Raw genomic sequence first — 19280 nt, 5'->3', positions numbered from 1 at the left:
AACGCCGCTCGCGACGGCGCGGACCGGGGAGGCACGCCCTAGACTCTCCGCCCGTGACCGACGCCCCGACTGACCCCCCGCTGCTCGCCGCCTCGGGGGCGCCCCTGCGGCTGGTCGACGTGCAGGCCGCGGTCGGCGCCGAGCTCGACCGGATCGCGCCCGTCATCGACGAGCTGGGCGCGCGGTTCGCCGCGGCGGGCCACGAGCTGGCCCTGGTCGGCGGACCTGTGCGCGACGCGATGCTCGGCCGCCGCTCCAACGATCTCGACTTCACCACGTCGGCGCTTCCCGAGGAGACCGACAAGATCCTCCGGTCCTGGGGCGACGCCTGGTGGGACATGGGCCGCGACTTCGGCACCATCGGCTGCCGCAAGGACGACTGGATCGTCGAGGTGACGACGTACCGGTCCGAGGCCTACGACCCCGACAGCCGCAAGCCCCAGGTCCAGTACGGCGACACGCTGGCCGGCGACCTCGGCCGGCGCGACTTCACGGTCAACGCGATGGCCGTGCGCCTGCCCGGGCGCGAGATCGAGGACCCCTTCGGTGGCGTGATGGACCTGGCGCACCGGGTGCTGCGCACGCCGGGCACCCCCGAGCAGTCCTTCTCCGACGACCCGCTGCGGATGATGCGGGCCGCGCGGTTCGCCGCCCAGCTCGGTTTCACGGTCGACCCCGACGTCGTCCGGGCGATGACCGAGATGGCCGAGCGGATCGAGATCATCTCGGCCGAGCGGGTCCGCGACGAGCTGGTCAAACTCATCTGCGCCCCCCAGCCGCGGCTCGGCCTGGCCCTCCTCGTCGAGACCGGGCTCGCCGAGCGGGTGCTGCCCGAGCTGCCCGCGCTCAAGCTCGAGCGCGACGAGCACCACCGCCACAAGGACGTCTACGAGCACACCCTCACCGTCCTCGAGCAGGCCATCGACCTCGAGCCGCGCCTGGCCGAGCGGTCCGGGCTGCCCGAGGGCCCCGACTTCGTCTCGCGCTTCGCCGCGCTCATGCACGACGTCGGCAAGCCGCGCACCCGCCGCTTCCAGGACGACGGCGCGGTCACCTTCCACCACCACGACGTGGTCGGCGCCAAGCTCACCCGCAAGCGGATGAAGGCGCTGCGCTTCTCCAACGACCAGATCCAGGCCGTCGGCGACCTGGTCGAGCTGCACCTGCGCTTCCACGGCTACGGCTCGGGCGAGTGGACCGACTCCGCGGTGCGCCGCTACGTCCGCGACGCCGGCGACCAGCTCGAGCGCCTGCACGTGCTCACCCGCGCCGACTGCACGACCCGCAACCAGCGCAAGGCCGACCGGCTCCGTCGTACCTATGACGACCTGGAGGCCCGGATCGACCGGCTGGCCGCCGAGGAGGAGCTCGCCGCGCTGCGCCCCGACCTCGACGGCAACCAGATCATGGAGATCCTCGGCATCGGCCCGGGCCGCGAGGTGGGCCAGGCCTACCAGTTCCTGCTCGACCTGCGTCTCGACCACGGGCCGATGGCGCCCGAGGACGCCGCGACCGCCCTCCGGGAGTGGTGGGCCGCCCGCTCCTGACGTGTGGCGCGGCTCACATACCGCCGGTCTGCTACTTGCGGGTAGCGTCCGGACATGGCCGACACGTACGAGAAGCTGATCGAGGACTCGATCGAGATCGCCGCTCCCACCGACAAGGTGTGGACCCTGGTCACCGACATCCCCGCGATGTCCAAGTGGAGCCCGCAGGTCGTGAAGTCGTCCGTCAAGGGCGGCGTCGTCAAGCTCGGCGCGACCTTCAGCAACCTCAACAAGCAGGGCATCAAGCGCTGGCCGACCGGTGGCAAGGTGGTCCGCTTCCAGCCGCCGACCGCGAGCACGCCCGGCGACTTCGCGTTCCGGATCAAGGAGAACCGCACCGTGTGGTCCTTCGAGCTCGAGCCCACCGCCGACGGCGGCACCCGGCTCACCGAGCGCCGCGAGACCCCTGACGGCGTCTCCGGTCTCTCGATGGTGCTCACCAAGATCGTGCTCGGCGGCCAGGAGGGCTTCACCGACGAGCTGCGCCGCGGCATCCGCCAGACGCTCGAGCGGATCAAGGTCGAGGCGGAGGCCTGAGCCGGCGGTGACCGCCGGCCCGGTTGAATAGCCCCGTGAACGACGAGGGGCCGCCGGAGCCGGACGACGACGCGCCCGAGGCGGAGCCCGCTCCCAAGCCGGACCCGCCCAAGGCCGTCACCGCCCCCGGCGCGAGCCCGGCGGTGCAGGTGGCGACCGTGGCGGCGGCGATCGTGGTGCTGCTCGTGGTCGGCATCGTGTTCGTCGTCCAGGGCGCCAAGGACCCGGCGAAGCCGCCGGCCGCAGGTGGGAGCGACCAGACCACGGTCCCCGCTCCCCCGACGTCGGGCTACGAGCCGACCCGGGGCGAGCCGCTGCCGCCGCTGCCGAGCATCCCCGCCTCGCTGTGCCCGTCGGCGCCGCTGAAGCGGCCGCTGACGGTGCTGTCGTTCAACATCCACCACGGCGCGACGCCCGACGAGCGGCTCGACCTGGGCGCGATCGGCCGGGAGATCACCTCCTGGAAGCCGGACGTCGTCCTGCTCCAGGAGGTCGACGACGGCCGTTCGCGCACCGGCGGCATCCGCCAGGCCGAGGCGCTCGGCAAGGCCACCGGGCTCAACTGGGTCTACGGCGGCAACCAGGGCGGGGGCGGCTCGAGCGCGATCGGCAACGCGATCCTGTCCCGGTTCCCGGTGACGACCTGGCGCAACACCCACCTGCCGGTCGCCGGGGGCCGCGAGCTGCGCGGCCTGCTGCACGCCGCGATCAACGTCGACGGGACGATGATCAGCGTCTACTCCACGCACTTCGACCACGGTGCCGGCACCGCCCGGATGGCCCAGGCCCGGGCCAGTGCCCAGATCATGGCGGCCGACCCGAACCCCAAGATCTTCGGCGGCGACCTCAACGCCGGCCCCGGTACGGCGCCCCTGCAGGTGCTGCGCGCGGCCGGCCTCGGCGACGTCTGGGCGGTCGGCGAGGGCGCGGGCAACACGGTCCCGGCGCGCAGCCCGCGCAACCGGATCGACTACGTCCTGCACGACGGCTGGTTCACGCCGCTGCAGTCGGCGGTGCTGCGCTCGGCGATCTCCGACCACCGCGCGGTGTGGACCCGGGTCGAGTTCCGCAAGGAGCTCGGCTGCTTCAAGATCGGCGAGTAGCCCGACCCGGGTCCGTGTCCGCCCGCCGTCGGCTACTTCGGCTGCGGGAGGATGTCCTGGTCGAAGATGTCGAGCGGGATCTTCAGCACCACCGCGGCGTTCGGGATGTCCACGACCCCGCCCACGTGCATCTCGCACGGCGCGACCGAGATGATCGTGTACGCCTGCTCGGGGCTGTAGCCGAACTTCCCGAGGTACTCGATCGCCTGCTCCACCACCTGGGTGACCGCCATCGTGGTGTCGAGGTAGCGCTGCTCCTTGCCGCCGGCGGAGAGGCCGGTGAAGGACAGGTAGCGGGTGCCGAACTGCGGGTCGACCGGTGAGGGCCGGAACATCGGCGTCCGTACGCCGTAGCGCGCCATGCCGTCCTTGATCACGCCGAAGCGGTACCAGCCGACGCCGTCCATCTCGATGGCGTTCCAGGTGATCTCGCCGTCGCCCTCGGCGAAGTGGAAGTCACCGCTGGAGAACAGCGCCCCGTCGACGAAGACCGGGAAGTAGACCCGGGAGCCGCGGGAGAGGTTCTTGATGTCCATGTTGCCGCCGTTCTCGCGCGGCGGGATGGTGCGTGCGGCGGTCTCGGCGACCCGGGCCCACTCGTCTCCCTCCAGGTCGCGCAGCACGGCGGTGTCGCGGGCATCGGCGCGCGGCGCGGCGAGGCCGTCGGCGATGAACGGGTCCTCGCGCTCGTTCCAGGTGCGCAGCAGGTCGTGCGACGGGGCGACGCCGATGATCCCGGGGTGGCTGATCGCGGGGATCTCGACGCCGGGGATCTGCCGGCTGGTGGCGAACAGACCGTGCAGGTCCCAGACCGTCTTGTAGCCGTCGGGGAAGTCCGCCGCGAGCGGGCCGCCCATGCCGGGCAGGATGTTGGAGTAGCCGATGCCCGAGAGCGGCTGGACGTCGAGGATGTCGACGACCAGCAGGTCGCCGGCCTTGACCCCGTCGACCTTGACCGGGCCGGTCAGCGGGTGGGTCCGGGTCAGGTCGAAGGAGTGGATGTCCTGGTCGTCGTCGACGTCGCGGAGCTGGTAGTCGTCGTAGCCGCCGCTCTCGAGGATGAGCTCGTCGCCGAGGCCGACCTCGATGAGCGGCGGGATGTCGGGGTGCCAGCGGTTGTGGCCCAGGTGCTTCTGCTCGGCCAACGGCACGCCCACCTCGCAGCGGAAGCGCGGGACGCCGAGGTCGCGGTCGGGGAAGCGGGAGACGCCGGACCGGGTGAAGTCGGTGCTGTCGGACATGGTGGGAAGACTCCGTTCGTCGGGGGTGACGCGGAGCACATTACTTCCATTTGGAATTAATTCAAGAGGTGCGAGTCAGCAGTCCCCGCAGCGCCTCGCGCTCCCAGTCGGCGAAGGCGTCGAGCTCGGCGGCGAGGGCCGCGTCGACGGCGGCCCGGTGCTCGTCGTACGTCGTGCGGCCGCGGTCGGTGAGTCCGACCAGGACCCGCCGGCGGTCGGCGCCGTCGAGCGTGCGGTGCACGAGCGCGTGGTCGACCAGCCGGTCGACGCTCCGCGTCAATGTCGCTGCCGGCAGGCTGACGAGCTGGGCGACATCGCTCATCGTGCGCCCGTCGGGCTGGGTGTGGAGCGCGGTCAGCACCAGCCAGTGGGGTGCGCCGAGCGGGGTTCCGGCGAGCGCCGCGCCGATCGCCCGCTCCAGCCGCGAGGCGCGGCCGATGAGCAGGGTGGCGAGCTCTCCGAGTCCGGCTGCCATCAGTGCGATCCCTCTCCCTTGACCCGTGCGGTGCGACGCTCCATACTGCCAAACTATTCCATTCGGTGCTATTGGAGCGGGCAGACCGGACGAGGGGGTGGCGCCGTGGAACCGTTCCGCGTCGGGCTGGCCATCCCGCTGCAGGGGCCGGGCGGCATCTTCGGGCCCTCGTGCGAGAAGGTCGCCGACCTCGCGATCGCCCAGCTCAACGAGGGCTCCGGCATCCTCGGGCGCCCGGTCGACGTCGAGGTGCTCGACGCCGGCGCGCCCCTGGAGCAGTTCTGCGACACCACCGCCGGGCTAGCCGCGGCGGGCCGAATCCACGCCGTCGTCGGCTGGCACATCTCCTCGGTGCGCCAGCACATGGCGCCGGTGCTCGCCGGGCTCGGCGTCCCCTACGTCTACACCTCGCTGCACGAGGGTGCCGGCGGCGAGGCGGTGCTGTGCCCCGGCGAGACGCCGTCCTTCCAGGTCGCGCCCGGGCTGCGCTGGCTGCGCGAGCAGCGCGGCATCCGGCGCTGGGCGATCGTCGGCTCCGACTACGTCTGGCCGCGCCGTACGGTGCGGGTGATCCGCGACTACGCCCGGGCCACCGGGCTCGACATCGTGCAGGAGGAGTTCGTCCGCTACGGCTGCCGCGACTTCCGCGGCGTGCTGCACGACGTGCGGCGCAGCAGCGCCGAGGGCGTGATCATGCTGCTCGTCGGCCGTGACGCCGTCCTCTTCAACCGCCAGTTCGCCGCCGGCGGCCTGCAGGACCGCCTGGTCCGGTTCAGCCCGCTGATGGAGGAGAACATGCTGCTCGCCTCCGGGGCGGGCGCCACCCGCGACCTCTACGTCGCCGCGGCGTACTTCAACAGCCTGGTCACCGCCTCGGCGATGGACTTCACCGGCTCCTACGCCGACCGCTTCGGGCCCGGCGCCCCGGCGCTCAACAACGCCGCCGAGTCCTGCTACGAGGGCATCCTGGCGCTCGCCGCGGCGGCCGCGGCCGTGGGCAGCGCCGACCCGGCCCGGATGCTGGCCGCGATCGCCGAGCGCGGCGTCACCTACGACGGGCCACGCGGCACGGTGCGCCTGGGCGCCGGCTCCTCGGCCCAGCAGGTGCACATCGCCCGCGCCGAGGACTACGAGTTCGACGTCCTCGCCTCGCTGGCGCCGGCCTGAGGAAAACGCCACGACCCCGCGCCCGGAAGGGCACGGGGTCGTGGGACGAGCAGGAGCTCAGACGCCCTTGATGAAGGCCTCGAGCTGCAGGCGACCCTCGGTGTCCTCGATCTGCACCGGCGGGCTCTTCATGAGGTACGCCGACGCGGGGATGATCGGGCCGCCGACGCCACGGTCCTTGGCGATCTTGGCGGCGCGGACGGCGTCGATGATGATGCCGGCCGAGTTCGGGGAGTCCCAGACCTCGAGCTTGTACTCCAGGTTGAGCGGGACGTCACCGAAGGCGCGACCCTCGAGGCGCACGTAGGCCCACTTGCGGTCGTCGAGCCACGCGACGTAGTCGGACGGACCGATGTGCACGTTGCGGTCGTCGGCACCCACGTTGGCCAGCGGGCCGTTGAGGTTGGACGTGACGGCCTGGGTCTTGGAGATCTTCTTGGACTCCAGGCGCTCGCGCTCGAGCATGTTCTTGAAGTCCATGTTGCCGCCGACGTTGAGCTGGTAGGTGCGGTCCAGCGTCACGCCGCGGTCCTCGAACAGCTTGGCCATCACGCGGTGCGTGATGGTCGCGCCGACCTGGGACTTGATGTCGTCGCCGACGATCGGGACGCCGGCGTCCTCGAACTTCTTGGCCCAGACCGGGTCGGAGGCGATGAAGACGGGGAGGGCGTTGACGAAGGCCACGCCGGCGTCGATCGCGCACTGGGCGTAGAACTTGTCGGCCTCCTCGGAGCCCACCGGGAGGTAGGAGACGAGCACGTCGACCTCGGCGTCCTTGAGCGCCTGGACGACGTCGACCGCCTCGGCGGCCGACTCCTCGATCGTCATCCGGTAGTACTTGCCGAGACCGTCGAGCGTCGGGCCGCGCTGGACCTCGACACCCAGGGTCGGGACGTCGGTGATCTGGATCGTGTTGTTCTCCGAGGCGTTGATGGCCTCGGACAGGTCCTTGCCGACCTTCTTGTCGTCGACGTCGAACGCGGCGACGAACTGGACGTCACCCACGTGGTAGTCGCCGAACTGGACGTGCATGAGCCCCGGGACGGTGCTCGAGGCATCGGCGTCCCGGTAGTACTGCACGCCCTGGATGAGGGACGTGGCGCAGTTGCCCACGCCCGCGATTGCTACTCGAACCGAACCCATTGGGGGTGTTCCTTCCTTGGTACTCATGACTGCTGACTGCTCAGGTGGGTGTTCAGGTGTCCGTCAGGCGGAGGGCGCCGAGGTCGGCGCCTCGGGCGCGGCGCTGCTGTTGCCCTGCACGCCCCGCTCCGCGTTGATGAGGTCCGAGAGCCACCGGACCTCGCGCTCGACCGACTCGACACCGTGCCGCTGCAGCTCGGTGGCGTACCGGTCGACCTCCTTCTGGGTCATCGAGAGCTCGCGCTGCACCCGGTCCAGCCGCTCCTGGAGGCGCGAGCGACGTCCTTCGAGGACGCGCAGGCGGATCTCCATGTCGGTGGAGGAGAAGAACCGGAACCGGATGTCGAAGTTGTCGTCCTCCCACGCGGCAGGACCCACCTCCGACATCAGGCGCGAGAACTCGGCGGTGCCCAGCTCGGTCACCTCGTAGACGATCCGCTGCCGGCGGGTCTGCGGACCCGACGGGACGACTTCCTCGATGAGGTTGCCGCGGAGCATCTTCTTCAGCGCCGGGTAGAGCGAGCCGTACGACAGCAGGCGGCCCCATCCGAGCATCAGGTTGAGCCGCTTGCGCAGCTCGTAGCCGTGCATGGGTCCCTCGTGCAGCAGTCCGAGGACTGCGAGCTCGATGGTGTCCCCGCGCCGTGCCATGCGACCTATCGTAGCGATATATCCGCGAAACGTGAACATTCGATGGATCGGGGGTGTCGATCGGATCGTCAGGTCGGCGCCGGCAACCGATCGCCGACTCGTTACGTAGAGGAGTCATGAGCACGGACCTGACCGACCAGATCGCCACCGACCTCGCGACCGGGTACGCCGACGAGCCGGCTCCGCGTCCCGCGGCCGGCTACCTCGCGCTCGGCCGGCGCCGGCAGCGGCGCCGCCGGGTGGGCGTGGGGCTCGCCGCGGCGGGTGCGGTCGGCGCGATCGCGCTGGTCGGGGGGCTGCTCACGGGCGGGTCCGGGCCGGGCGCCGAGCCGGACCGGGTGCCGGTGGTGGACGCGCCGACGCCCACGCCGACCCCGCCGACCGTGGCGCCGGTGCCGGACGCGGCGCCGTCCCAGCCGATCAACGAGGTCCTCTCCCCCGGCCAGCACGTCGGGTACGACGGCCGCGGCACCGTCGTGCTCCGGCCCGGCTGGCGGGTGGTGCGCCAGGTCGCCAACCCCCTGCGGCGGGTCGCGCCGGCGGCGTCGCTGGGGGTGGTCGTCACCAACGGCCGCGCCACCTACTGGTACCTGCTCGACCACACCCCCGAGGGCGGTGGGGCGTCCTGGGACCCCGCGGGGACGTCGTACACGCGGTTCGAGCAGTGGCTCGACGACCAGGTCGACCTGCAGACCGGGTCGGAGCCGGCGGCGTTCGTCACGTTCGCAGGCGCCGGGTCCGTGCTCGAGCCCGGCCGGGGCGTGCGCATCCTGCGGCAGTGGGCCGACCCGGACCTCCCGGGCTTCGCGGCGCCGGGCGAGACCACCGCGGTGGCGAAGGTCGAGGTCGACGGGGTGACCTACTTCGTGCTCGCCCGGCGCGCACCCGGCGGCCCGACCGACGACCTCCCGGTCGACGCGGGCCTGCTCGACGCACCCACGCTGGCGGCCTTCCTGTCCTACGCCCGCGACCGCTACGCCTCGGGGCAGGGGCTGCGGTGAGCCGCGACACCGAGTTCACCGCGTTCGTCGAGGAGCACCAGGTCCGGCTGCGCCGGATCGCCTACGCCGTGTGCGGCGACTGGAACCGGGCCGAGGACGTGCTCCAGACGGCGCTGGCCAAGCTCTACGTGAGCTGGCCCCGGCTGCACCGGGCGGGCAACGAGGTCGCCTACGTGCGCCGGATCATCGTCAACGCCGACGTCGACGACCGGCGGCGCCCCTGGCGCCGGGAGCGGCCGGGGCTCGACGGGCACGACCCCGCCGCCCGCACCGGGATGGCACCCGAGGAGCGCACGGACCTGCTCGCCGCGGTCCGTGCGCTGCCGCCGCTCCAGCGCCGGGTGGTGGTGCTGCGGCACTGGCTCGGGCTGTCCGTCGCCGAGACCGCCGCGGAGCTCCGGATCGCCGAGGGAACGGTCAAGAGCCAGTCGTCGCGGGCGCTCGCGACGCTGCGTGAGCAGATCACCGGAAATCGGGTCGGCTGACACCCGCGCCGTACTCTGTCGTGCGTGGTGAAGGGAAAACGCAAGTCCGCCGGTGCCTCCGGGCCGTCGTCGCGGTCGGCCAAGGGACGCAAGGGACGCAAGGACCGCGCGCCGCGCACCTGGAAGCAGCGGCTCAAGAGGTTCACGCTGTGGACCCTGGTCACCGGTCTCGTGCTCGCGCTGCTCGGCGTGGGCGCGTTCGTCGTCGCCTACAAGTCGATCGACATCCCGCGGCCGAACGAGGAGTTCCTGACCCAGACCACCCAGGTCTACTACGCCGACGGCAAGTCCCAGCTGGGCCAGTTCGCGGTGCAGAAGCGTGACTCGATCGGCTACGACGAGATGCCGCAGTCGGTCAAGGACGCCGTGGTCGCCTCGGAGAACCAGACCTTCTGGACCGACAACGGGCTCGACCCCAAGGGCATCCTGCGCGCGGCGTTCAGCAACGCCCAGGGCAACTCGACCCAGGGTGCCTCCACCATCACGCAGCAGTACGTGAAGATCCTCTACCTGACCCAGGAGCGCACCTGGAAGCGCAAGGTCAAGGAAGCGATCCTCTCGCTCAAGATCAAGAACCAGCTGAGCAAGAAGGAGATCCTCGAGGGCTACCTCAACACGATCTACTTCGGCCGCGGCGCCTACGGCGTCCAGGCGGCGGCGCAGGCCTACTTCGACCGCGACGCCAAGGACCTCAACCTGCGTCAGTCGGTCGTGCTGGCCGCCGTGCTCAACAACCCGACGCTCTACGACCCGGCCAACGGCGAGAACGCCACGGCGCGCCTGGCGGCGCGCTTCGACCGGATCGTCAAGAACATGGCCGAGATGGACACCATCACCGCGGCCGAGTCCGACAAGGCGCTCGCGGCGGGGCTCCCGAAGTTCCCCAAGATCCGCCAGACCACCCAGTACGGCGGCCAGCGCGGCCACGTGCTCACCATGGTCCGCAAGGAGCTGCTCCGCCTCGGGCTCAGCGAGCAGGAGATCAACGGCGGCGGACTCCAGGTGACCACCACCTTCACCCGCAAGGCGATGAACGCCGCGGCCGAGGGCGTCGCCGAGCAGCGGCCCGAGGGCTTCGGTCCCAAGCAGCTGCACGTCGCGGTCGCCTCGGTGCAGCCGGGCACCGGCGCGGTGCGGGGCATCTACGCGGGTCAGGACTACCTGCAGTCCCAGCTCAACTGGGCCGTGGCCGGCGGCCAGGCCGGCTCGACGTTCAAGCCGTTCGCGCTCGCGGCCGGGCTCAAGGCCGGCTTCGAGCTCAAGGACACCTTCGACGGCAACTCGCCCTACAGCCTTCCCGGCGGCGGACGCCCGTTCGAGAACCAGGGCAACCGGTCGTACGGCCGGGTCAACCTGATCAAGGCGACCCAGGACTCGATCAACACCGCCTACATCGACCTCACGCTGGGCATCCCGGACGGGCCGAAGAAGATCATCGAGACCGCCAACGACATGGGCATCCCGCCGGAGAAGCCGGCGGCCAAGCCCTACGGCTTCCCGACCTCCAGCGCCGGCCTCCAGCCCAACACCGGCGTCTCGCTCGGCTCCCAGACGGTGAGCCCGATCAACATGGCCAACGGCTACGCGACCATCGCCAACCGCGGCATGGCTGCCGACCCGTACATCATCGAGAAGGTCGTCGACGCCAAGGGCGTGGTCCGCTACGACCACAAGGTGACCGAGCACCGCGCCCTCGACGAGGGCATCTCCGACGACGTGGGCTACGCCCTCCAGCAGGTCGTCAAGGCCGGCTCCGGCACGTCGACCCTCGGCCTGGGTCGCCCGGCGGGTGGCAAGACCGGCACCGCGACCAACGGCAACGGTGAGGTCTCCTCGGCCTGGTTCGTCGGCTACACCCCGCAGCTCTCGACCGCGGTCATGTACGTGCGCGGCAAGGGCAACGAGCAGCTCAAGGACTGGCTGCCGTCCTACTTCGGTGGTGCCTACCCGGCGGCCACCTGGACCGCGGTGATGGAGAAGGCGCTCGAGGGCGAGGACGTCGAGTCCCTGCCGCCGGCCGCCTACGTGACCGGCGAGGCGCCGAGCACCGGGCACGCCCCGGCTCCGCCGCCGCCGACCAAGCCGACGCGCAAGCCGAAGCCGGACAAGCCGACCCAGAAGCCGACCGACACCCCGACCACGCCGACGGTGCCGACGACTCCCCCGTCGAGCGAGCCGCCGACCGAGGTGCCGACCGAGACGCCGACGGACCCGACCACCAACCCCGGCGGCATCCTCAAGCCCCGGCCGAGCACCCCCGCGGGCAACCAGCGGGCGACTCGGCAGGGACGTCGCGCGGGGCGCCGGCGCCGTCGTACGGCTGCTGCCGGCTGAGCCATGACCCACGTCCACCCCACCCGGGACGACCGCGTCGTCACCGCGCTCAGCGAGGTCGTCGGCGGCCCGATGGGCGAGCGGGCGCGCCCGCACCGGTGGTGGACGCCGACGCGGGTGCTGCTCCTGCTCACCGCCGTGGTGTTCGCGCTCGGCATGGTGCAGAAGGCGCCGTGCTCGATCGCGGAGGGCAAGGACCAGAAGTGGGTCTACTCCCACATGTGCTACACCGACCTGCGCCCGCTCTACGTCTCGCGCGGGCTGGCCGAGGTGGCCTGGCCCTACTCCGGTGACGCGGAGACCCGGGCGCGCTACCCCCAGGTGATGGAGTACCCCGTCGGGATCTCCTACTGGGCGTGGGGCACCGCCTGGGTGACCCACTGGCTCAACGGATCGCCCGACCTCGACGAGCGCGACAGCACCCCGGTCAGCGACCTGTACGGCGACCCGAAGGTCGACGACGAGGAGACCATCTTCCTGCTGGTCAACGCCGTCGGCTTCGGCGCGCTGGCGCTGCTCTCGGTGTGGCTCATCGCGGGGGTCCATCCGCGCCGGCCCTGGGACGCCGCCGCGTTCGCGCTCTCCCCCGCGCTGCTGCTGACCGGCCTCATCAACTGGGACCTGATCCCGGTGGCGCTCGTCGCCGCCGCACTGTGGGCGTGGTCGCGCGACCGGCCCGTGCTGACCGGCGTCCTGATCGGGCTCGGGACGGCCGCCAAGCTCTACCCACTCTTCCTCCTGGGCGCGCTCCTCGTGGTCTGTCTGCGCCGGCGCGAGGTCGGCCGGTTCGTGACCGCCACGGTGTGGGCGGTCGCCGCGTGGGCGGTGGCCAACGCGCCGGCGTACCTGACCGGGGCCGAGCAGTGGAAGGTCTTCTGGAAGTTCAACTCCGACCGGACCGCCGACCTCGGCTCGCTGTGGCTGCTCATCGACCAGGCCGCCGACGCGGGCTTCTCCTCGCACACCATCAACGTCTGGTCGTGGGGCCTGTTCGGCGCCTGGTGCGTGGGGGTGTTCGCGATCGGGATGACCGCCGGGCGCCGCGCCCTCCCCGGTCGTGAGGACGTCGTGCCGCGGGTGGCCCAGCTGGGCTACCTGATCGTGGTGGGCTTCCTGCTGGTCAACAAGGTCTACTCGCCGCAGTACGTCCTCTGGCTGCTGCCCCTGGCGGTCCTGGCCCGCCCGCGCTGGCGCGACCAGATCATCTGGCAGGCCAGCGAGGTCGTCTACTTCTGCATGGTCTGGTGGTACCTCGGCGACTACCTCCAGCCCGCCGGCGGCGGTGACGCCGGGTTCTACTGGGTCGGCATCGCGGTGCGCGTGCTGGGCGAGCTCTACCTCGCCGCCGTCATCGTGCGCGACATGTACCGGCCGCGGCACGACCCGGTCGGCGTCGTCGAGCCGCGCCGCGTGCTCGTCACGTCATGAGGCCGACCGTGGCCGTACGCCGCCGGGCGCTCCTCGCGACGCTGGCCGCCGCGGTCGTCGGCCTGTCCGGGTGCGGCGCGCTCCAGGCCGAGCTGGACCAGAAGCGCGGCAAGCCGATCAGCTTCGGGGACGTCGAGAACGCCGTACCGGCCGCGGTGCCGCGCGTGGTCCGGGTCGAGGATTCCTCGCGCTGGACCAACGGCTTCGGCAACGCGGCCGGCTTCACCCTCGTCACCGACTCGGCCGACCCGTTCACCGCCGAGGAGCTCGACGACGTCGTACGCACCATCTGGACCGAGGTGCTCTGGGACATCAGCTCGCTCCAGCTCATCGCCGTCACCGACGACCCCGCGGCTCCGGCCGGCGTCGACCTGCGGGCGGCGGCCGCCGGACTCGCGCCGCTCGGCACCACCCAGGCCGGCCAGAACGGCGTGACGCTCACCGGGCTGGACGCGCGCTACGGCTGACCGCCGGGATCCGTCAGCCGGCGATGTCGACCCGGTCGAACGCCGTCGCGGTGTAGCGGACCCGGACGTCGACGTCCTCGCCCACCTCGGGCACCCGGGCGCCGTGCGGGAGGAAGAGCATCGAGGCCTGCATGTGCGGCGGCTCGGCGAAGAGGCGCTGCTTGCCGTCGATCGAGTACGGCGAGCGCACGAACCCGACCGCGTCCATGCCCCCGCGGGCGAGGGTCGCCGCGCGCGCCTTGATCGACTGCTCGCCGGTGGGCGCCTCGAGGCCGATGCCGTGGGCCGTGCCGCCGCTGACGACGAGCACGTGGCCCGACTTGGGGGCGGTGCGGCCGCGGTAGCCGAAGGCGTCGCCGCGCTCGACGGGGTGGACGTCGAGGACCGTCGCGGTGACCCGGAGCGCGGCGCGCTCGCCGAGCCAGAGGCCGGTGCCGATCCGCGGGCGGAAGGTGAAGTCGCCGTACTGGGCGCGCAGGGTGGTGAGCTCGGCGTCGGTGAGGTGGCTGACCCAGACCGACGGGGCGTGGTGCGAGGGGATCTCGGCGCCGACGTAGTCGTTGACCAGCCGGGTGACCTCGCCGACGTGGCCGCCCTGGCCGAGCGGCAGGTGCAGGGCCAGGCCCTCGATCCGGGCGCCGGGGTGCTTGCGGAGCAGGTCGCCGGCCTCCCACAGCTCGCGCGCGGCCATGCCGTGGCGGCGCATCGAGGTCATCCGCTCGAGCACGATGCGGGCGGTGGGGTCGAGGTGGAGCAGGTCGCGCAGGTCGGCGACCCGGCTGACGGTGTGCACCAGGCGCCGGGCGAGGGCCGGCTCGGGCAGCGGCACCCACGGCCGCCACGGGGTGAGCACGAGCAGGTCGCCGTCCCAGCGCTGGGCGACCTCGGGCAGCTCGTCGTACGTGCCGACGGCGAGGGTGCGGACGTCGTGGCCGCGCTCGGCCAGCCACTGCGTCTTGCGGGCCAGGCGGCCGAGCGTGAACCCGTAGCCGTTGCCCTTGGCGACCGGGACCAGGCCGGGGTGGGCCGCGGCGACGGACTCGAGGTGGGCCCGCCAGCGCGGGCCCTCGACGGTGAGCGTGAGGGTCATGGTCAGCTCCTGCGCTTCAGGTAGAGCTGGAATGCCTGGTACAACGGCCGGTTGATCGGGAGGTCCCACTCGCCGGCGTACTCGACCGCCTCTCCGCCGGTACCCACCTTGAACTGGATCAGCCCGACGTGGGAGTCCTCGGCGTCGAGGGTCTCGGTGATGCCGCGCAGGTCGTAGACGGCCGCGCCCGCGGCGATCGCGTCGCGGATCATCGCCCACTGGACGGCGTTGGAGCCGCGGACCTCGCGCTTCTCGGTGGAGGAGGCGCCGTAGGAGTACCAGGCGTGCTCGCCGACCCGGATCGCGATCGTGGACGCGACCAGGTCGCCGTCGTGGCGGGCCAGCCAGAGCGTGAACCGCTCGGGGGCGTCGGCGCTGAGGGCGTCGTACATGGTCTCGAAGTAGCGCAGCGGCCGCGGTGTGAAGTGGTCGCGCTGCGCGGTGTGGACGTAGAGCTCGTGGAACGCCGGCAGGTCCTCGCGGTTGCCGCGGACGACCTCGACACCCTCCTTGGCGGCCTTCTTGATGTTGCGGCGCCAGAGCTGGTTCATGCCCTTGAGGACCTCGTCCTCGGTGCGCTGGGTGCCGTCGGCGTGCCGCAGCGGGATCTGGAAGACGAACTGCGGCTGCCCGGCCGCGAAGCCGCCCTCGACCCCCTGGTGCCGCCAGCCGAGCTCGTGGAGCTGGGCCACGACGCGCGCGCCGCCGGGCGTGCGCTCCGCCGGCGGGATCTGGCCGAGCAGGCGGACGCCGGGGTCGGCGATGCCGTCCTTGACCTGCGCCGTCGTCCAGCGCCGGGTGACCACCGGAGGCCCGATCCGTACGGCGAACGCGCCCTGCTTCCTCAGGTGGCGCACCATCGGGTCGAGCCAGTCGGCCAGCGCGTCGCCGCTCCAGTCGATGACCGGTCCCTCGGGCAGGTAGGCCAGCGAGCGCTTGAGCTTGGGCAGCTGGCGGTAGAGCACCAGCGCGGCACCCACCTGCTGTCCCGCGTCGTCGAACCAGCCGAGCGACTCGCTGCGCCACTCGCTCTTGACCTTCGCCCAGCCGGGCGTCTGCAGGAAGCTCGCGGAGGGCAGCGAGGCGAGGTGGTCGCGGTGCTCGGTCGGGGTGATCGGGCGCACGCTGGGCATGGGGGCAGGCTATCGACCCCGCACTACCCCCGGTCCGGACCCTCCGCGCGGACGCGCTGGACGTGCTCCAGGGAGTCGGCCAGGTCGGTGAGCCACTCGCCGGCGTGCTGCTCGACCAGCCGGACGCACCAGGCGAGCGCCTCGCTGCGGCTGCGGGCGACGCCGCCCGCGATCAGCGTGTCGAGGACCGCGCGCTCGGGCTGGCGCAGCCGGGTCATGACGGGGGCGGCGACGTGGGTGAACAGGGCTCGGGTGGAGCCGCACTCGACGCCCCACGAGACCTTCTTGTCGTACGTGCGCTCGGCCTCGCGGGCGATGGCGACCCGCGCGTCGCGGGTGCGCTCGCGGAACTCCTGGATCCGGCCCTGGACGGCGCCCTCGCGCTCGGCGTCGGAGGCGGACGCGTCGAGCCGGGGCTCAGGGATCCGGCCGATCACGGTGATCTCCTCGCGATCGACCGCGACCTCGACGAGGGACTCGAAGAGGTCGTCGGGCAGGCGACCCGCGAACCAGCCGCGGATCTGGTCGTGCTGGTCGGTTGTAATCATGTAATCGAGATTACGCCCGATCGGCACGAAGGCAAGGGCTCAGAGGCGCTCGCGCAGCCAGGCGAAGTCGGCGACGTGCTCGTCGGCCCCGCCAGGCGTCTCGCACACGACCGGGGCACCGGCGTCGCGGATCACCTGGGCCAGCAGGTCGGGGTCGATCCGGCCGGCGCCGAAGTTGGCGTGCCGGTCGGCGCCGGAGTCGAACTCGTCGCGGCTGTCGTTGGCGTGGACCAGGTCGATCCGGCCGGTGATCGCGCGGACGTCGTCGACGATCGTCTCGAGCACGTTGCCGCCGGCGTGGGCGTGGCAGGTGTCGAGGCAGAAGCCGACCATGTCGGCGCCCTCGGCCGCGGCGATGGCGTCCCAGGTGCCCTTGATCCGGTCGAGGTAGCGGGTCATCGCGTTGGTGCCGCCCGCGGTGTTCTCGATGAGCAGCGGGATCTTGAGGTCGGTCGCCTCGATGGCCTTGCGCCAGTTGTCGAAGCCCTTGGCCGGGTCGTCCTCGTCGGTGACGTGGCCGCCGTGGACGATCAGCCCCTTGGCGCCGAGCTCGGCGGCGGCGTCCATGTGCTGCTGGAGCAGCTTGCGGCTGGGGATGCGCTGGCGGTTGTTGGTCGTCGCCACGTTGATCAGGTAGGGCGCGTGCACGTAGAGGTCGACGCCGGCCGCCTCGGCCGCGCCGCGCAGGGCCTCCGCGCCGCCCTCGTAGGACAGGACGGGGCCCTTGTAGGACTGCGGGTTGCCGAGGAAGAACTGCACGAGCGGGGCGTTGCGGGCGGCCGCCTCGGCGATCGGGTCGGTCTGGTCGACGTGGGCACCGATACGCAGCTCGCTCATGGCGTCATCGTAAAGAGCGGCACCGACGGTGCCCCTCTTGGGTAAAACGCACGGCGACCGCCCCTGACGGCGACTAGCGTCCCGGTGGTGACCACCCTCAACGTCTCCGGCGGCGGCCAGCACTGGTCGTTCGAGGAGCCGCGTGTCGTCGTGATCGGCCGCGAGCTCAGCTCCGACATCGTCCTGTCCACGCCGACCGCCTCGCGCCGGCACGCCGAGCTGCGCTCCGACGGCACGGGCTGGGTGCTGGTCGACACCGGGTCGAGCAGTGGCACCTGGCTCAACGGTGCCCGGGTCAGCGAGGTCCGGATCACCACGCGCACCGCCGTCCGGTTCGGCTCCGCGGACGGCGAGGAGCTGGTCCTCGCCCCGGCCGGCGCCGACCCGCGGCCGACCCCGACCATCGACGTCGCCGGCATCCCGGGTGGCCTCGCCCAGACCGTGCTGCCCGGCACCGGCCCGGTCGGTCCGGGCTACGTCAGCGGCCCCGGTGTGCTCGTGCGTGCGGGCGGCGAGGCGAAGAGGTTCCCGCCCGGCAGCGTGGTCCGGATCGGTCGCGACCCGGGCAACGAGGTGGTCGTCGACGACCCGTCGGTCTCGCGCCTGCACGGCGTGGTCGAGGGCCGCCCCGACGGCTGGTGGTACGTCGACCGCTCGTCGGCCGGCACCTTCCTCGAGGAGGACCGGGTCACCCAGCGCAAGCTCGAGGACCCGACCACGCTCATGCTCGGACACCCCACCGCGGGCGCCGAGATCGAGGTGGTCCCGATCGTCGCGGCCGGTGCCGCGCAGAAGTCGATCGCCAAGAAGAAGCGCAAGCGCACCGCCGCCCTGGTCGGCGGGATCGTCGCCGCGCTCGTCCTGGTCGGCGGCGGCGTGACCGCGGCCGTCCTCCTCGGGGGCGGGGACGACGAGCCGGCCGCCAAGGACGACCCGCCGCAGGCCGCCGGGCTCACCACCGCCGAGCTCGACCGGGCCAAGCTGGCCAGCGTCCTCATCATCGCCGTCGACGCGACCGGCCAGCCGCTCTACACCGGCTCCGGCACGATCATCAGCGAGGACGGCCTGATCCTCACCAACGCCCACGTCGGCAAGCCCAGCTCACCCGGCCAGGTCCCGCCCGGCGAGGACCCCGCAGGCCTGCTCGTCGCGCTGACCTCGGCCGAGGACGACAAGCCCGCGGCGCCGTCGTTCTCGGCGGAGCCGGTCGTCTCCGACGGCGTCCTCGACCTCGCCGTCCTCAAGATCACCGCGGACGCCGAGGGCGACAAGGTCGACGACAAGGACCTCGCCGCGCTCCCCGACCCGCTCCCCCTCGGTGACAGCGACGACCTGCGCACCGGCGACGAGCTGACCGCCCTCGGCTTCCCGGCCGTCGCTCACGTCGCCTCCGACGACGGCCTCGACCGCGCGCTGACCGTGACCCGCGGCGTCGTGTCGACCTTCCTCAAGGAGACCGCCGTGCCCGGCGACCGGGCCTGGATCGACAGCGACATCCGGATCGGCTCCGGCAACTCCGGCGGCGCCTCGATCAACACCGACGGCGAGCTGGTCGGCGTCAACAGCGCCGTGGTCACCGAGTCCACCGTCGGCGACAGCGGCGAGGGCGGCGCCTTCACCGGCGGCTCGGCCCGGATCCGGCCGGTCAACCTGACCATGGACATCATCGAGCTCGCGAAGAAGGGCGGCGACCCGGAGTACGTCTCGCCGTACCTGAAGGACGTGCCGGAGCCCCCGGCCGACCCGATGGGCCAGGCCTCGGCCGCCCCCGCCGGCTGGTCGGTCGACGGCAACAGCGACTGCTCCACCCCCAGCACCCTCGAGGACCCGCAGGTGCTCGAGGGCGTGACCCTGCCGGCCACGCTCTACGCGCACTTCGCGGTGACCGGGCTGCCGGACGGCACGCCGTTCACCATCGAGCTGCACAACCCCGAGGGCGAGCTGCTCGGCTCGCTCGACGGCGCGTGGAGCCTGGGCGACGGCGAGGTCTGCGCCGCCGTCTCGCTCGACCTGCCCGAGGGTCTGGTCGGTGCCGTCGCCGTGCTCGTGATCGACGAGTCCTCGATCCAGAACCCGGTGCTCTTCCAGTAGCG

18 protein-coding genes are annotated in these 19280 nt (G+C 72.1%); 10 read left to right on the top strand and 8 right to left on the bottom strand.

Annotated features, from left to right (window positions below):
- Positions 1-104: 104 nt before the first annotated feature.
- Genes CCO04_RS11130 through CCO04_RS11120 form a run of 3 tightly spaced genes read left to right on the top strand, consistent with a single transcriptional unit; the run spans position 105 to position 3187 of the window.
- On the top strand, positions 105-1547 hold the full coding sequence (locus CCO04_RS11130; protein WP_252373133.1) for a CCA tRNA nucleotidyltransferase: 1443 nt from the start codon (positions 105-107) through the stop codon (positions 1545-1547).
- A 54-nt stretch (positions 1548-1601) separates the two neighbouring features.
- A complete protein-coding gene (locus CCO04_RS11125; protein ID WP_215814212.1) occupies positions 1602-2084 on the top strand; it encodes an SRPBCC family protein in 483 nt (160 codons plus the stop codon).
- Between the two features lie 35 nt (positions 2085-2119).
- Positions 2120-3187: an endonuclease/exonuclease/phosphatase family protein gene (locus CCO04_RS11120; protein ID WP_215814211.1), complete on the top strand. Its 1068-nt coding sequence runs from the start codon at positions 2120-2122 to the stop codon at positions 3185-3187.
- A 32-nt stretch (positions 3188-3219) separates the two neighbouring features.
- On the opposite strand, the gene CCO04_RS11115 is transcribed toward CCO04_RS11120, so the two are convergent.
- A complete protein-coding gene (locus tag CCO04_RS11115; protein ID WP_215814210.1) occupies positions 3220-4428 on the bottom strand; it encodes an acetamidase/formamidase family protein in 1209 nt (402 codons plus the stop codon).
- Between the two features lie 61 nt (positions 4429-4489).
- The gene (locus tag CCO04_RS11110) at positions 4490-4903 is read right to left on the bottom strand and encodes a MarR family winged helix-turn-helix transcriptional regulator (RefSeq protein WP_215814209.1); all 414 of its coding nucleotides are present in this window, start codon (positions 4901-4903) and stop codon (positions 4490-4492) included.
- 105 nt (positions 4904-5008) lie between these two features.
- Between CCO04_RS11110 and CCO04_RS11105 the strand changes: the two genes are divergently transcribed.
- Positions 5009-6070 carry a substrate-binding domain-containing protein gene (locus tag CCO04_RS11105; protein WP_215814208.1) on the top strand — a complete coding sequence of 354 codons (1062 nt, stop codon included), beginning with the start codon at positions 5009-5011 and terminating at the stop codon, positions 6068-6070.
- A 57-nt stretch (positions 6071-6127) separates the two neighbouring features.
- Here CCO04_RS11105 and CCO04_RS11100 read toward each other — a convergent pair whose 3' ends face one another.
- Together CCO04_RS11100 and CCO04_RS11095 are read right to left on the bottom strand one after the other, a co-directional pair.
- Positions 6128-7213, bottom strand: coding sequence for an inositol-3-phosphate synthase (locus CCO04_RS11100; protein ID WP_215814207.1), 1086 nt, complete (start codon positions 7211-7213; stop codon positions 6128-6130).
- Between the two features lie 63 nt (positions 7214-7276).
- Positions 7277-7864, bottom strand: a complete 588-nt coding sequence (locus tag CCO04_RS11095) for a PadR family transcriptional regulator (RefSeq protein ID WP_215814206.1) — start codon at positions 7862-7864, stop codon at positions 7277-7279.
- Between the two features lie 116 nt (positions 7865-7980).
- On the opposite strand from CCO04_RS11095, the gene CCO04_RS11090 reads away from it, so the two are divergent.
- The 5 genes from CCO04_RS11090 to CCO04_RS11070 are packed head-to-tail and all read left to right on the top strand — an operon-like array spanning position 7981 to position 13579.
- Positions 7981-8865, top strand: coding sequence for a hypothetical protein (locus CCO04_RS11090; protein ID WP_215814205.1), 885 nt, complete (start codon positions 7981-7983; stop codon positions 8863-8865).
- Complete coding sequence (locus CCO04_RS11085) at positions 8862-9350, top strand: SigE family RNA polymerase sigma factor (RefSeq protein ID WP_215814204.1); 489 nt, start codon at positions 8862-8864, stop codon at positions 9348-9350. The genes CCO04_RS11090 and CCO04_RS11085 overlap by 4 nt, the downstream gene beginning before the upstream one ends.
- 24 nt (positions 9351-9374) lie before the next feature.
- On the top strand, positions 9375-11684 hold the full coding sequence (locus CCO04_RS11080) for a transglycosylase domain-containing protein (RefSeq protein WP_308281176.1): 2310 nt from the start codon (positions 9375-9377) through the stop codon (positions 11682-11684).
- 3 nt (positions 11685-11687) lie between these two features.
- Positions 11688-13112, top strand: coding sequence for a glycosyltransferase family 87 protein (locus tag CCO04_RS11075; protein WP_215814203.1), 1425 nt, complete (start codon positions 11688-11690; stop codon positions 13110-13112).
- Entirely contained in the window at positions 13109-13579 is a 471-nt protein-coding gene (locus tag CCO04_RS11070; protein ID WP_215814202.1) for a hypothetical protein, read from the top strand. The genes CCO04_RS11075 and CCO04_RS11070 overlap by 4 nt, the downstream gene beginning before the upstream one ends.
- A gap of 13 nt (positions 13580-13592) precedes the next feature.
- Here CCO04_RS11070 and CCO04_RS11065 read toward each other — a convergent pair whose 3' ends face one another.
- From CCO04_RS11065 to CCO04_RS11050, 4 genes are read right to left on the bottom strand one after another with little or no spacing between them, the layout of a single operon-like run.
- A complete protein-coding gene (locus CCO04_RS11065) occupies positions 13593-14669 on the bottom strand; it encodes an alanine racemase (RefSeq protein WP_215814201.1) in 1077 nt (358 codons plus the stop codon).
- 2 nt (positions 14670-14671) lie between these two features.
- Complete coding sequence (locus tag CCO04_RS11060; protein ID WP_215814200.1) at positions 14672-15802, bottom strand: peptidoglycan bridge formation glycyltransferase FemA/FemB family protein; 1131 nt, start codon at positions 15800-15802, stop codon at positions 14672-14674.
- A gap of 23 nt (positions 15803-15825) precedes the next feature.
- On the bottom strand, positions 15826-16350 hold the full coding sequence (locus CCO04_RS11055) for a hypothetical protein (protein WP_215814199.1): 525 nt from the start codon (positions 16348-16350) through the stop codon (positions 15826-15828).
- A gap of 39 nt (positions 16351-16389) precedes the next feature.
- Positions 16390-17187, bottom strand: a complete 798-nt coding sequence (locus CCO04_RS11050; RefSeq protein ID WP_215814198.1) for a deoxyribonuclease IV — start codon at positions 17185-17187, stop codon at positions 16390-16392.
- 87 nt (positions 17188-17274) lie between these two features.
- Here CCO04_RS11050 and CCO04_RS11045 point away from each other — a divergent pair, with 87 nt between their 5' ends.
- Positions 17275-19278, top strand: a complete 2004-nt coding sequence (locus CCO04_RS11045) for an FHA domain-containing protein (RefSeq protein ID WP_215814197.1) — start codon at positions 17275-17277, stop codon at positions 19276-19278.
- The last annotated feature ends 2 nt before the right edge of the window (positions 19279-19280 follow it).

The sequence above is a fragment of the Pimelobacter sp. 30-1 genome (genome assembly GCF_018831735.1).
Classification (GTDB): domain Bacteria; phylum Actinomycetota; class Actinomycetes; order Propionibacteriales; family Nocardioidaceae; genus Nocardioides.
This window is presented reverse-complemented; position numbering and strand designations above follow the sequence as displayed.